Raw genomic sequence first — 13,439 nt, 5'->3', positions numbered from 1 at the left:
AATATTCCGATAGATCACAATGGAATGGTTGCATTTACGTTAGGGCAACATGATACTGGCCGCATGAGGCAGGTCGCCGCTGATGAGGGGCTGGTTTCGACGGAAATTTGTACACCCGGACCTCGGTTGCCCCGTTTTTTTGGGGGGCGGCGTAAGTCTCATGAGACAACCGGTGACCCGCTCAGCCGGAGCTAGTGAGTTATATAAGTGGTTTCGCTTTTTAACTGATTTTTAGGGAGATTTACATGAAACGGACAATGTTGACGGCCGTCGTCGTCAGTTCCGCGATGGCTCTGGGCTCGGCGGCCTGGGCGCAAGACGATGCTGCGGCCAAGCCGAACATCCTCGTGATCTTCGGCGACGACATCGGCCAGACCAACCTTTCGACCTATAGTTTCGGCCTGATGGGCTATACCACGCCGAACATCGACCGGATCGCGTCCGAGGGTGCGAAATTCACCGACTACTATGCCGAGCAGAGCTGCACCGCCGGTCGTTCGACCTTCATCACCGGCCAGTCGACACTGCGCACCGGCCTGTCGAAGGTGGGGCTTCCGGGCGCCAACGCTGGCCTGCAGGACAAGGACGTGACGCTGGCCTCGGCGCTCAAGGACCTGGGCTATGCCACCGGCCAGTTCGGCAAGAACCACATGGGCGACCGGGACGAATTCCTGCCCACCGCGCACGGCTTCGACGAGTTCTTCGGCAACCTCTACCACCTCAACGCCGAGGAAGAGCCCGAGCAGTTCAACTATCCCCAGGACCCGGAATTCCGCGAACGCTTCGGCCCGCGCGGGGTGCTGCATTCCTACGCCGACGGCGAGATCGAGGACACCGGCCCGCTCACCCGCAAGCGCATGGAAACGGTTGACGAGGAGACCGCCGCCGGGGCGATCGACTTCATGAAGCGCGCGGTGGAATCGAACACGCCGTTCTTCACTTGGTACAACACCACGCGGATGCACTACAAAACCCACGTGCGCGAAGAGAACCGCAGCGAGCCGGGGCTGACCGCACGGACCGAATATGCCGACGGCATGATCGAGAATGACGGCGTGATCGGCGAGGTTCTGGACGCGCTCGACGAACTCGGCGTCGCCGACAACACCATCGTCATCTACACCACCGACAACGGGCCACACCAGAACACCTGGCCGGATGCCGGCACCACTCCTTTCCGTTCCGAAAAGAACACCAACTGGGAAGGCGCCTACCGCGTCCCCGCGCTCATCCGCTGGCCCGGCACCATCGAGCCCGGCACCGTCTATACCGAGATGTTCTCGGGCCTCGACTGGTTCCCGACCCTGATGGCGGCTGTCGGCGAAACCGACATCAAGCAGCGGCTGCTCGACGGGACGACCATCAACGGCAAGGAGTACAACAACTACCTCGATGGCTATAACCAGCTCGACTACCTCACCGGGGCGTCGGATGAGGGCGCCCGCAACGAGTTCTTCTACATCAACGACGACGGCGAGATCGTGGCCCTGCGCTACGAGAACTGGAAGGTCGTCTTCAAGGAGCAGCGGATGCCGGGCACCATGGCGGTCTGGGCTGAACCCTTCACGGAACTGCGCGTGCCCAAGCTGTTCGATCTGCGGGCTGACCCCTACGAGCGGGCCGACATCACCTCGAACACCTATTGGGACTGGGTGAGCGACCACGCCTATCTCGTCGCCCCGGCGTCGCAGGAAGTCGCGAAGTTCTTCGAGACCTTCAAGGAGTTCCCGCCCTCGCAGCGGCCGGACAGCTTCTCGATCGACCAGATCCAGGAAGAACTGAACTCCAGCCTCGCAAACATGGGCAGCAACTGATCCAGCTCCGCCTGTCTCGGGCCGGCACAGACCGCCGGCCCGACCTTTCTTCTATGTTCCGATTGATACCGGCGCGCTGACGAGCGCAGACGCCCGCCCTCGAAGGGATATACCCATGCCCCACACGCACGCGCCCTGCGCCGCCGCTCTCGCCGCGCTCTGGCTTGCCGCCCCCGCCTTCGCCGATCCGCTGCCTTCGTGGAACGACACCGGCGCCAAGTCTGCGATCATCGAATTTGTCGAGGCGGTGACCGATCCAGCCTCGGACGACTACGTGACCCCCGAGGACCGCATCGCCGCCTTCGACAATGATGGCACGCTCTGGACCGAGCAGCCGGTCTATTTTCAGGCGCTCTACGCGCTCGACGTGCTGCAGGAAAAGGCCAAGGCCGATCCCGATATCCTCACCACCGACGCGCTGAAGGCTGGCGCCCAGGGGGACGTCGGCGGCGTTCTCGCCACCGGCATGGACGGGCTGCTCGAGGTGATCAACGTCTCGCATTCGGGGCTAACCGTGGACGAGTTTCAGGCCGATGCGCGCGACTGGCTCATGAACTACACCCACCCAACGACGGAAAAACCATACATAGAAATGGTTTACCAGCCGATGCTCGAGCTTCTGAGCTACCTGCGCGACGAAGGGTTCACCACCTATATCGTCTCGGGCGGCGGCATCGACTTCATCCGCGCCTTCTCCGAGGAAACCTATGGCATCCCGCCGTGGCAGGTGGTCGGCACCGAGGGCAACACCTCCTTCGAGGTGGTCGACGGGCTGCCGATGCTGACCAAGAACGGCGGCGTCACCTTCATCGACGACAAGGAGGGCAAGCCGGTCGGCATCATCCGCCACATCGGCCGCAAGCCGATCTTTGCCGCGGGCAATTCCGACGGTGATTTCGCCATGCTGCAATACACCACCTCGGGCGAGGGGCCGAGCTTTGGCCTGCTGGTGCATCACACCGACGCGGCGCGCGAGTTTGCCTATGACCGCGACGGCCATATCGGCACGCTGAACCGCGGCCTCGACGAGGGACCGGGCTTTGGCTGGACCATCGTCGACATGGCGCAGGACTGGGCCAAGGTGTTCCCCACCGACTGAGTTGCGTGGAAAGGTAAGGACGGTATGGAAGGCATGACCCAAAGCGGCACGCGGGCGCAGATCGACAGCCTGCGCGCCCGCATGGGCGAGGCGATCATTGGCCAGCGCGAGGTGATCGAGCGGCTGCTCATCGGGCTTCTCGCCAATGGCAACCTGCTGGTCGAGGGGCTGCCGGGCCTCGCCAAGACCCGCGCCATCAAGGCGCTTGCCCGCAACCTCGAATGCGATTTCAGCCGCATCCAGTTCACCCCCGACCTGCTGCCCTCGGATGTCACCGGCACCGAGGTCTACTACCAGGGCGAGGGCGGCGGCGAGTTCCGCTTCGAGGCGGGGCCGATCTTTGCCAACCTCGTGCTCGCCGACGAGATCAACCGCGCCCCGGCCAAGGTGCAGGCGGCGCTGCTCGAGGCGATGGAAGAGCGGCAGGTGACCGTGGCGGGCACCACCCACAAGATGGAGCCGCTCTTCATGGTCATGGCGACGCAGAACCCCATCGAGCAGGAAGGCACCTATCCGCTGCCCGAGGCGCAGATGGACCGGTTCCTGATGCATGTGAACATCACCTATCCGCCGGTCGAGGACGAGGTCGAGGTGATCCGCCTCGTGCGCGGCGAGGAGATCGCCGCGCAGGGTGGCGCCGGGAAAGGCGCTGCCGACGCGCCGCTTCCGATCCCGCAGGAGGCGGTCTTCGCCGCCCGCCGCGAGATCGCCGCTTTGCGCGTGGCACCCGAGATGGAGCGCTACATCGCCGACCTGGTCAACGCCACCCGCGTGCCCGCCGAGTTCGGTGACGACCTCAAGCGCTGGATCGAGGTCGGGGCCAGCCCGCGCGCCTCGCTGGCGCTCGACAAATGCGGGCGCACCCACGCCTGGCTCGCGGGGCGCGACTATGTCGACCCCGAGGACATCCGCGCCGTGGTGCCCGATGTGCTGCGCCACCGGCTGGGCCTGTCGTACGAAGCGCAGGGCGAGGGCGTCAGCCCCGATACCGTGGTGGCCGAGATCGTCCGGCAGGTGGCGCTGCCCTGAGGAGGCAAGATGAAGGACCGCGCCGCCCGCATCCGCACCGGCACCCTGGGCAAGGCCCCGCAGGTCTTGGATGACCCGCGCATTCATACCGATCTGGCCTACCTGCGCAGCCTCGAAGGTCCGGCGCGCGGCCTCAGCTTCCTGCCGCGCCAGCCGGCGCAGTCGGTGCTGAACGGACGTCACGCGTCGCGCTTGCGCGGCCGTGGGCTCAACTTCGAGGAACTGCGCGACTACCTGCCCGGCGACGACATCCGCGCCATCGACTGGAAGGTCACCGCCCGCACCGGCAAACCGCACGTCCGGGTGATGACCGAGGAGCGCGACCGTCCGGCGCTGATCGTCGTCGACCAGCGTATGTCGATGTTCTTCGGCACCCGGCGCGCGATGAAATCGGTCACCGCCGCCGAGGCCGCCGCGATGACCGCCTTCCGCATCCTCGACCAGGGCGACCGGGTAGGAGGCATCGTCTTTGGCGACGAAATGATCGCCGAGATCCGCCCGCAGCGCAGCCGCGCCGCGCTCAACCGCTTCCTCACCGCGCTGGCCGAGGCCAACACCCTGCTGCATGCCGAGGCGCCCAACGTCGCGCCGATCGGCCTGACGCAGGTGCTGCGCGCGGTCGCCCGAATTGTCAGCCGCAATCACCTCATCATCGTGCTGAGCGACTTCGACGGCATCGACGCCGAGACCGACCGCATCGTCTCGGGGTTGGCCCGGCACAACGATCTCATCCTCGTGCCGGTGACCGACCCCAGCGCGGGCGAGATCCCGGCGGGTCTGAAGCTCATCGTCACCGACGGCGCGCTGCAGGCCGAGATCGACACGGCCGCGCCCGGCACCCGCAAGGGGCTCATCGAGATGTCGAAGGGGCGGCTGGCGGATGTGCTCGACTGGCAGCGGCGCTTCGGCGTCGCGATCCTGCCGCTCTCTGCCGGGGAGGAAACGCTGCCGCAGATGCGACGGCTGCTGGGGCTCGGGCCGCGATGAACGAGGAGGGAGCGGAAGCCGAAAGCCTCGTGGGCCTGATCGATCAGCTGATCGAGCCGGTTCCGCCCGCGCCGGTGCCGCTGGTGCCCCAGACATGGGGCTGGGTGGCGCTGGCGGTGCTGTTCGCGGCGCTCGCCCTCTGGGGGCTCGGGCTCGGCCACCGCCGCCGCGTGGCGAGTGCCTATCGCCGCGCCGCGCTGGCCGAACTGGACCGGGCCGGTACCACTGCCGAGCTCGCCGCTGTCCTGCGCCGCGCCGCGCTCGCCGCCTTTCCGCGCGCCGAGGTGGCCTCGCTCACCGGCACCGACTGGACGAATTTCCTGTCGCGCACCGCGAGGAGCCGCTTTCCCGACACCGCCGGCGAAGAGCTGCGCCGCGCGCCCTACCGCGACCCGGGGGCGGCCCCGTCGCCCGAGCTGCGCCGCGCCGCCGAGCACTGGCTGAAGACCCATCGCGCCGCACCCGCCGCGCCCGCGCGGGAGCTGGCGGCATGATCTCGCTCGCCGCGCCCTGGATGCTGCTTTTGCTGCCGCTGCCGCTGCTCGTGCGCTGGCTGCTCCCGCCGCACCGCGAGCGCGAAAGCGCGCTGCGCTTCCCGTTCTTCCGGCGCATGGCCGAGGCGGCGGGGGCCGAGCCGCGCGCCGGGGCGGTGATCCTGTCGCGCCCGGTGGTCTCGGCGATCACCGCTGGGCTCTGCTGGGCGCTGCTGGTGCTGGCGCTGGCCCGGCCCGAGCGGGTCGGCGCGCCGATCACCATCGAAAAGGCGGCGCGCGACGTGGTGCTGGCGATCGACATTTCGGGGTCGATGGACGCCAAGGATTTCGCCACGCCGGATGGCACCCGGATCCAGCGCCTCGCCGGGGTGCGGCAGGTGGTGGGGGATTTTGTCGCCGGGCGCGACGGCGACCGCATGGCGCTGATCGTCTTCGGCACCGCGGCCTACCTGCAGGCGCCGCTCACCGATGATCTGGCCACGATCACCGAGCTGCTCGGCACCACCGAGGTCGGCATGGCCGGGCCGCACACCGCGCTTGGCGATGCCATCGGCCTTTCGATCCGCACCTTCGAGGCCAGCGACATCGACCAGCGTCTGCTGATCCTGCTGTCGGACGGTTCGGACACTGCCAGCCGGATGAGCCCGGTCAACGCCGCCGAGATCGCCGCCGATCGGGGTGTCGAGATATTTACCATCGGCGTCGGCGATCCCGAGGCCACCGGCGAGAACCGGGTTGACCTTGCCACGCTGCAGACCATCGCCGCGCGCACCGGGGGGCAGTATTTCTTCGCCGAGGACGCCGCCGCGCTGGAGGCGGTCTATGCCCGCATCGACGCGCTTGCCCCGCGCGAGACCGAGACGCTGTCTTTCCGCCCGCGCCGCTCGCTGTCCTGGGTGCCCATGGGGCTGGCGGCGCTGCTCGGGCTGGGCGCGGTCCTCTGGCTGCAGCTGCGCGGACGCCGCAGACAGGCACGGGCGGCGCGACAGGCGGAGGAGGCGGCATGACCGACCTGCCGCTCTTCCTCGAGGCCTTTCACTTCCTGCGCCCGCTCTGGCTGCTGCTGGTGCCGCTGATCCTGCTTGCCTGGTGGTGGGTGCGCCGCCCGGTCCAGCGCGGCGCGATTCTAGCCGAGGGCATCGCCCCGCACCTGCGCGAGGCGCTGACGGTGGGTCGGGCGCAGCGCCGGCGCGTCCTGCCGATCGACAGCACCGCGGCGATCCTGCTCCTTGCCGCGCTCGGGGCCGCGGGGCCGAGCTGGTCGCGCCAGCCTGACCCCTTTGCGGCACAATCGGCCCCCGCGGTGATCGTGCTCGCGGTGACGACGGGCATGGAGCAGACCGATCTCGCCCCGTCGCGCCTCGAGCGCGGCAAGCAGAAGATCCGCGACTTCCTCGACCTGCGCGCCGGGGCGCGCACCGCGCTGGTCGCCTATGCGGGCACGGCCCATGTGGTGCTTCCGATGACCGAGGACGCGCAGGTCATGGTGCCCTATCTCGAGGGGCTGAGCCCCGAGGTCATGCCGCGCGAAGGCGCGGTGGCGGGCGAGGCGCTGGCGTTGGCCGCCGCGATGCTGGCTGAGGAGACCGCGCCGGGGGGCATCCTCTTTGTCACTGACAGTCTGGACCCCGCCGACGTGGCGCCGCTCAATGCCAGCGTGGCACCGCTCGCGGTGCTCTCGATGCGCCCGGAGGGCAGCCGCGACCGGGGGCTTGATGCGCTCTCGGCGCCGGTGGTCGAGGCCACGCCCGATCCGTCGGATATCCGCAGGCTCGACGGGCTGCTCAACGCGGCTTACCGGCGTGCGCAACTCGATGACGTGGACCAGCCCTGGGAGGACGGGGCGCATTGGCTGGCCTGGCCCGCCGCGCTGATCCTGCTGCTGAGCTTCCGTCGGGGCTGGACGATGCGGTGGGCGGCGATCGCCGGGCTGACGCTGCTGCTCACGCCGCAGGGCGCGCGGGCCGAAGGGATCGCCGACTGGTTCCTGACGCCAGACCAGCAGGGGCGCATCGCTTTTGAGAACAAGCACTACGACCGCGCGGCCGATCTTTTCGTCGATCCGCTCTGGCGCGGTTACGCGCTTTACCGGGACGGGCAATATGAGGATGCCGTGCTGGTGCTGGACCGGGTCGAGACGGCCGAGGCGGCCTTCCTTCAGGGCGTGGCGCAGATCAAGGGGCGGCACTATCGGGACGGCGTGCGGGCCTTCGAGACAGCGCTGGCGCGCGATCCGGACTATCCCGGCGCGGCGGAGAACCTCGAGACTGCGCAGCGCATCGTCGCCTATGTCGAGGCAGCGCAGCTCGCCTCGGACACCGGCGAGGACCAGGGGATCGGGGCCGATGAGGAGGTTTACGACAACGAGAGCGGGCAGGGCGAGGAGACGCTGCGCGAGGCTGCGGACGCGGGAGGCGGCGGGTTGCTGACCGCCGATCAATGGATGAACACCGTCGACACGCGGACCGAGGACTTCCTGCGGATGCGCTTCGCGCTTGAGGCGGCACAGCCGCCTCAAGATGGCGATGCGGCGGCACAGCCTGCGGCTCCGGCGCCCTCGGAGGGTGGACAATGATCCGTATCCTCTGCGTGCTCGTCCTGCTTCTGCCGCTGCCGCTCAGGGCGCAGGAGCCCGAGGACATGCCGCAGCTCATCGTCGACTTCCCCGAGACCGAGGCGATCCCCGGTCAGCCGCTCAGCCTGCGGCTGACCGTGCTGGTCCCGAGCTTCATGCCAAGGCCGCCGGTCTGGCCGAGCCTCGAAGCGCCGAACCTGCTGGTGCGCCTGCCGTCCCGTTCGACCAACCCGGTGTCGGAGCGGATCGGCGGCGAGACCTGGGCGGGCATCTCGCGGCACTATCGCATCTCGCCGATGGTGCCCGGGCAGGTGGTGCTGCCGCCGCAGGAGGTGCTTGTGACCTGGCAGGACGTGGGCGCGGGCGAGGCGCGGCAGGTGACGCTGACCACCGGGCCGATTGCCTTTTCCGGGGTGGTGCCCGACGGGGCCGAAGGGCTCGATCCCTTCATCGCCGCCTCTGAGCTGTCGCTTACGCAGCAGATCGAAGGCGAGCCCGGCACGATGGTGCCCGGCGATAGCCTCAAGCGGCAAGTGACGGTCGCGGTGACGGGTGTGTCGCCGATGTTCCTGCCGCAGCTGCTGGCGCCGGCGGAGCTGCCGGGGGTCGCCGCCTACCCGGACGAGCCACGGCTGTCCGAGAGTGACGACCGGGGCGCGCTCAGCGGCACGCGGGTCGAAAGCGTGACCTATCTTGCCGAGGCGGGCGGCGGGGGGGCGCTGCCGGAGGTGCGGCTCGAGTGGTATGATACCGACGACGGGGTGGTGAAGACCGCCTCTGCGCCCGGGATCGAGCTGCGGATCGACGGGCCGCCGCCGGGGCGGAGCGCGCCGCTCGATCCGGCGCGCCTCGCACTGCTGGCAGGGGCCGCCGTGCTGGCCTTGGGGCTGCTCTGTTTCGGGCTGCGCGTCCTGTTGCCGGCTTTGTCGCGGCGGCGGGCCGAGCGGCGCGCGCGCGTGCTGGCCTCCGAGGGCCATGCCTGGCGGGCGTTGATGCGGGTCATCGCGGCGCGCGACCATGTCGCGCTGCGCCCTGCGCTCGATCTCTGGGCCGGGCGCGTGGAGGGGCCGGACCCGCGCCGCGCCGCGCCGGTCGAGGCGGCGCTGCTGGCGCTGGGGGCGCAGCGCTACGGCGGGCAGGAGACCGGGGCGGGGGACACGGCCTGGACCGGCCTGCGCGGCGCACTCGAGGCGGCCCGCCCCCGCGAAGCGCGCGGCGCGCGGCAGGCCGCCTTGCCGCCGCTCAATCCGGGTGGGGCGCTCTAGACGCCCTCTAGACGCGCGTGTCCCTGAGCCAGTCGGGGAAGATCTCGGTCAGCCGCTCGCCGGAGACCGACGGGAAATGCCCGCTGTGCACGATCCGCACCGGCAGCCGCGCGCGGCGTTGCATCGAACGGATGTAGGCATCTGCCTTGGCGTGAGGGGGGCTTCGGTCAACGGGCCGTCATGGACGATGTCGCCCGAGAGCAGCACGCCCATGCCGCTGTCGACCATGATATCCCGCTCCCGCCCGCGCAGGAGCCAGATGTTGCAGCGGTCGAAGTCCTGGATGAAGCGCTCGTCAATCCAGGTAATGCCGTTGCCGACAGGGCGTTGGCGGTACCCGTCCTTGGGCGGGATGCGGTGTGGCGCGCGGGTCATGCGGCGGCCTTCGTCTCGGGACCAGGACCGCCTGGTTCCGGTCGAACCTGAACCGGTTCCGCCAGCAGGCCAAGCCCGACGAAGATGTTCATCACCACGCCCTTCTCTCCCAGCACAGCGCCCAGAAGGAGCGCATTCCGTAGGAGATCCAGCACGGCGGCACCGCCAGCGAGAGCGCCAAGCGCCGCGTAGATCGGCACGTCGGACGGGCGTAGAGCGCGATTGCGCCAGATCGAACAACAGGCGGCCCCAGGCGCGGGTCAGGCGCCCCCCGCTCGCAACGGCCAAATGGGCGCGCGGGGGCGGTACATCTGGGCGGACGGCGCCCAGCGCTGTCCCTGCCGAATTTGCGGACGCCGCCGCATTCGGGAGTATCTCGAGTGCGGTGGGCATCCGGCGCCCTGCCAATCGCGTGGTAGCGTCACGCGCCATCGGATTTTCCCGATCTGGCGATCACGGCCTTGTTCAGATCCGCGATCATCCTAACAACAACGCTCGACACGTTTTCCTGAGAGCTTGCGCAGTCCGCGATCGTCCGGATCGAGTCCGCGGTGTGGCCCAAGGAATTCACGATCTGCTCGAAGCTCTGCAGGGCGCTGCGCGAGCGCGCCGTGCCCTGGTTGACCCGCTCGCCCGAGATGATGATGAGCTTGCCGATCTCCTGGGCCGCCTTGGAACTGCGCTCGGCCAGCTTGCGCACTTCGTCGGCCACGACCGAGAAGCCCACGCCGTGCTCGCCGGCGCGCGCCGCCTCAATCGCGGCGTTGAAGGCAAGAAGGTTCGTCTGGTTGGCAATCTCCGAGATCACCCGGGTGATCTCGGCAATCTCGGACGAGGATTTCTCGATGAGCTCGATCGCTTCGATCGCCGCATTGAGGAACTCCAGCCCATCGCTGGCGGTCCGCGTGGTGGAATCGGAGGCGTCGAGCGAGGCGCGGGTGGCCTCGGAGATCTTGTTGATCGAGGCGGAGAGCTCGGCGACGATGCCGTTCATCCGGTCAGCCTGCTTCTGGATCTCTTGCTCGAGCGTCACCTGCTGGGTGATGTCCTGGGCGCATTTCACCACGCCCACCGGCCGATTGCGGCTGTCGAGCAGGGGCGAATAGGTCGCGAGGATCCACACCTCGCGGCCGAATTTCCCGAGCCGCCTATAGCGGCCGGTCTGGAATTTCCCCGAGCGCAGGTCGGCCCAGAAGTCGCGGTATTCCTCGGAGCGGATCATGTCCTGGTCGCAAAACATCGAATGATGCTGGTGCTGCACCTCGCGCAGCGAATAGCCCATTGTCCGCAGGAAGGTATCATTCGCGGTGATCACGTGGCCTTCCATGTCGAACTGGATCATTGCCTGGCTTCGGTCGATGGCGCGCAGCTGGTTCTGGGCGTCCAGTTCGTGACGCTTGCGCGCGGTGACATCCATGGCGAATTTTACCACCTTCACCGGATGGCCGGAGGCATCGAGGATCGGGTTGTAGGTGGCCTGGATCCAGACTTCGCGACCCTCCTTGCTGAGCCGCTTGTACTCGCCCTGGTGGTAGTCGCCCTCCGACAGCGCCTTCCAGAACTCGGCATAGCTGTTGGTCTTGGCGTAGTCCGGCTCGCAGAAGATCCGATGGTGCTTGCCGGAGATCTCGGGCTCCGCGTAGCCCATCAGGTCGAGGAAATTCCGGTTGGCGCCGAGCACCGTGCCGTCGAGCGCGAACTCGATCACCGCCTGGCTTCGATCGATCGCCGCCAGCTTGCCGCTGACCTCGGCCTGCTCCTGCATCGCGGCGGTGATGTCATAGGCGATCTGCAGCACCTTGCCGACCTTGCCCTCGCCATCGCGCACGGGCGTATAGCTGGCGCGCAGCCAGACGCTTGCGCCGTCCTTGCCCAGGTGCTCCAAGACCCTGGACTGCGGGCTGCCGGCCTTCAGCTTGTTCCACAAGTCGCGCTGATCCGGGCCCTGCGCCACTCGGGCGGGGAAGAGGTCGCGGTGCCGCCGCCCGACGACCTCTTCGAGCTCGTAGCCGAGCGCCGCCAGAAAGTTGTCATTGGCGCGCAGGATCACACCCGATGAATCGAATTCCGCAAGGGCACTCGAACGGTCGAGCGCGCTCTGCATCGCCCGAAGATCGGCGTTCCGGAGGATATTCTCGGTGATGTCCTGGGCGACCTTGATGACCCGGTCGAGCTTTCCCTCGCGGTCCGGCACGGGGGTGTAAGAGGCCGCGATCCAGATCGTGCCACCGTCCTTGGTGCGCCGCTTGTAGGTGCCGGTGACGATCTCGCCGGCGGTGAGCCGGCGCCACAACTCGGCCTGCGCCGCATCCTCGGTCTGAGAGGGCGCGCAGAGGATGCTCTGGTTCTGCCCCAGGAGTTCCTCTGCGGCGTAGCCCGTCAGCGCAAGGTAGCAGGGGTTCACTTCCAGAATCGTCCCGATGGAATCGAATTCCACCACTGACATTGTCTCTTCCACGGCGGAGGCGATGCTCTGGGCGCGCCGGGTCTCGGTGGTTTCCTCGGTGGCGTCGCGCAGCACCAGAAAGACGCGTTCCACCTGGCCCGACTGGCCGAGCAGCGGCACCAGGCTACTGGTGACATGTCTGCAGCTGCCGTCGCCGAGGGGAAAATCCAGGCGGTGGCAGTCGCTCCGGCGTGCCGCGATGCTGCGCAGGAGCGGCGCGATCTGCTCGGGCGTGGCGCTGAGCTCTGCCAGCGCGAGGCCGACAACCGCGCTCTCCGGTCTGGCCAGCATGGCGAGCGCGCGGGGATTGCACGACAGGATCGTCAAATCCGCGGTCAACTCGAGCAGGCCCTGAGTGGCGTTGATCACGTCGAAAAAGCGGCTTCGGCGCGCAGGCTCGGACCGCGTGCCGATCAGCAGCGCCTCGGCCGGTTCCGTGTCCGGCACGGCGATCAGCCGGGCGGCGAGACGCTGGTCGTCGCGGAGCGTCAGCGCGAGCTCCTGCGGGGCCGCAAGGCTCTTGAGCGCGTCCAGCAGCGGCGCGGCGCTGTCGAAAAGCTCGCTCGGCGGGCAGGGCAGCCGGGTCTTCGTGGCTAGGCCCTTGCGAGCGTCGGGCGAGAGCGCCAGGACCATCCCGTCGGACAGCCGCAGGCGCGCCGTGAAGCCTGAATTGAGGATGTCCTGGCACAGGTCGGAAAGAGACAGGCCGCGCGTGAGATCGGTCACGGTCCGGGTTCCTTTTCAGAGAAGTCGCAGCAAGGTCGCTCCCCGCAAAGCCCCCCGCAGAACGGGTGCTCAGCCCGCGGTTCCAGCGGACCGCGGGCGCGCGCGTTGGGGCAGACGGGAGGGAGCCCTGATGGCACCCTGTCTTGCCCGGGTCGCGCCGGCCTCAGGCGGCTTGCGGATCGACCGTGAGCCCGATGGCCTCCGCGTATTTGAGCCAGGTTTCGACCGAGGCGATGACCGCACGCACCTCGATCGAAAGCAACTCGATCCCGACAAGCGACACTCGCACAAAGGCATCGACGACGATCCCCTTGTCCAGAACGCGATCCACCACCTCGGTTAGGCTGGTGGATGCCAAAGTTTTCTCAACTGCCATGGGATACCCTTTCCTGTGGTTTTCTGGCCCGTTTTCTTTTGGCCTGTTTTCCGTTGGCCCGTCTTTCAGAAGCCCGTTTTCAGTAGGCCCGTGTCATGCGGCCCGTTTCAAAGAGCGAGGTCCAATGGCCCCCGTTGATCTGGCCGATGTCGTTTCGCGTTGCGAAACGCCATGGATCGCCCAGAACGACGGATAGCGCCGAAACCATAATCCCGGGTGAATGCCCCAAATTCATGTGGTTAAAATTCTCATC

General features: G+C 67.9%; 11 protein-coding genes. 8 read left to right on the top strand and 3 right to left on the bottom strand.

The annotated features are described in order from the left end of the window. The first annotated feature begins 245 nt into the window (after positions 1-245). The 8 genes from CEW88_RS08735 (at position 246) to CEW88_RS08700 (ending at position 9,263) form a co-directional block, all read left to right on the top strand. Positions 246-1,814 (top strand): arylsulfatase, encoded by a 1,569-nt coding sequence (locus CEW88_RS08735; protein WP_217626431.1) that lies wholly within the window; start codon positions 246-248, stop codon positions 1,812-1,814. 115 nt (positions 1,815-1,929) lie between these two features. Next, positions 1,930-2,913, top strand: coding sequence for an HAD family hydrolase (locus tag CEW88_RS08730; protein ID WP_108965987.1), 984 nt, complete (start codon positions 1,930-1,932; stop codon positions 2,911-2,913). Positions 2,914-2,937: 24 nt separating this feature from the next. After that, positions 2,938-3,942: an AAA family ATPase gene (locus CEW88_RS08725; RefSeq protein WP_108965985.1), complete on the top strand. Its 1,005-nt coding sequence runs from the start codon at positions 2,938-2,940 to the stop codon at positions 3,940-3,942. Between the two features lie 9 nt (positions 3,943-3,951). After that, complete coding sequence (locus tag CEW88_RS08720; protein ID WP_108965983.1) at positions 3,952-4,929, top strand: DUF58 domain-containing protein; 978 nt, start codon at positions 3,952-3,954, stop codon at positions 4,927-4,929. Next, positions 4,926-5,423 (top strand): DUF4381 domain-containing protein, encoded by a 498-nt coding sequence (locus CEW88_RS08715; RefSeq protein WP_108965982.1) that lies wholly within the window; start codon positions 4,926-4,928, stop codon positions 5,421-5,423. Before CEW88_RS08720 ends, CEW88_RS08715 begins: the two co-directional genes overlap by 4 nt. Further along, the gene (locus CEW88_RS08710; RefSeq protein WP_108965981.1) at positions 5,420-6,430 is read left to right on the top strand and encodes a VWA domain-containing protein; all 1,011 of its coding nucleotides are present in this window, start codon (positions 5,420-5,422) and stop codon (positions 6,428-6,430) included. Before CEW88_RS08715 ends, CEW88_RS08710 begins: the two co-directional genes overlap by 4 nt. Next, entirely contained in the window at positions 6,427-7,998 is a 1,572-nt protein-coding gene (locus CEW88_RS08705; RefSeq protein ID WP_108965979.1) for a vWA domain-containing protein, read from the top strand. The genes CEW88_RS08710 and CEW88_RS08705 overlap by 4 nt, the downstream gene beginning before the upstream one ends. Then, a complete protein-coding gene (locus CEW88_RS08700; RefSeq protein ID WP_108965978.1) occupies positions 7,995-9,263 on the top strand; it encodes a BatD family protein in 1,269 nt (422 codons plus the stop codon). Before CEW88_RS08705 ends, CEW88_RS08700 begins: the two co-directional genes overlap by 4 nt. Before the next feature lie 48 nt (positions 9,264-9,311). Here the strand turns inward: CEW88_RS08700 and CEW88_RS08695 are convergent, their stop codons facing one another. From CEW88_RS08695 to gvpA, 3 genes are all read right to left on the bottom strand, one after another. Continuing rightward, the gene (locus tag CEW88_RS08695) at positions 9,312-9,638 is read right to left on the bottom strand and encodes a hypothetical protein (RefSeq protein WP_254694373.1); all 327 of its coding nucleotides are present in this window, start codon (positions 9,636-9,638) and stop codon (positions 9,312-9,314) included. 421 nt (positions 9,639-10,059) lie between these two features. Beyond that, a complete protein-coding gene (locus CEW88_RS08690) occupies positions 10,060-12,810 on the bottom strand; it encodes a PAS domain S-box protein (RefSeq protein ID WP_108965976.1) in 2,751 nt (916 codons plus the stop codon). A 163-nt stretch (positions 12,811-12,973) separates the two neighbouring features. After that, entirely contained in the window at positions 12,974-13,186 is a 213-nt protein-coding gene (gene gvpA, locus CEW88_RS08685) for a gas vesicle structural protein GvpA (RefSeq protein ID WP_095882104.1), read from the bottom strand. Positions 13,187-13,439: the final 253 nt, after the last annotated feature.

Origin of the sequence: Alloyangia pacifica, from assembly GCF_003111685.1 — a bacterium.
Taxonomy (GTDB): domain Bacteria; phylum Pseudomonadota; class Alphaproteobacteria; order Rhodobacterales; family Rhodobacteraceae; genus Salipiger; species Salipiger pacificus_A.
This window is presented reverse-complemented; position numbering and strand designations above follow the sequence as displayed.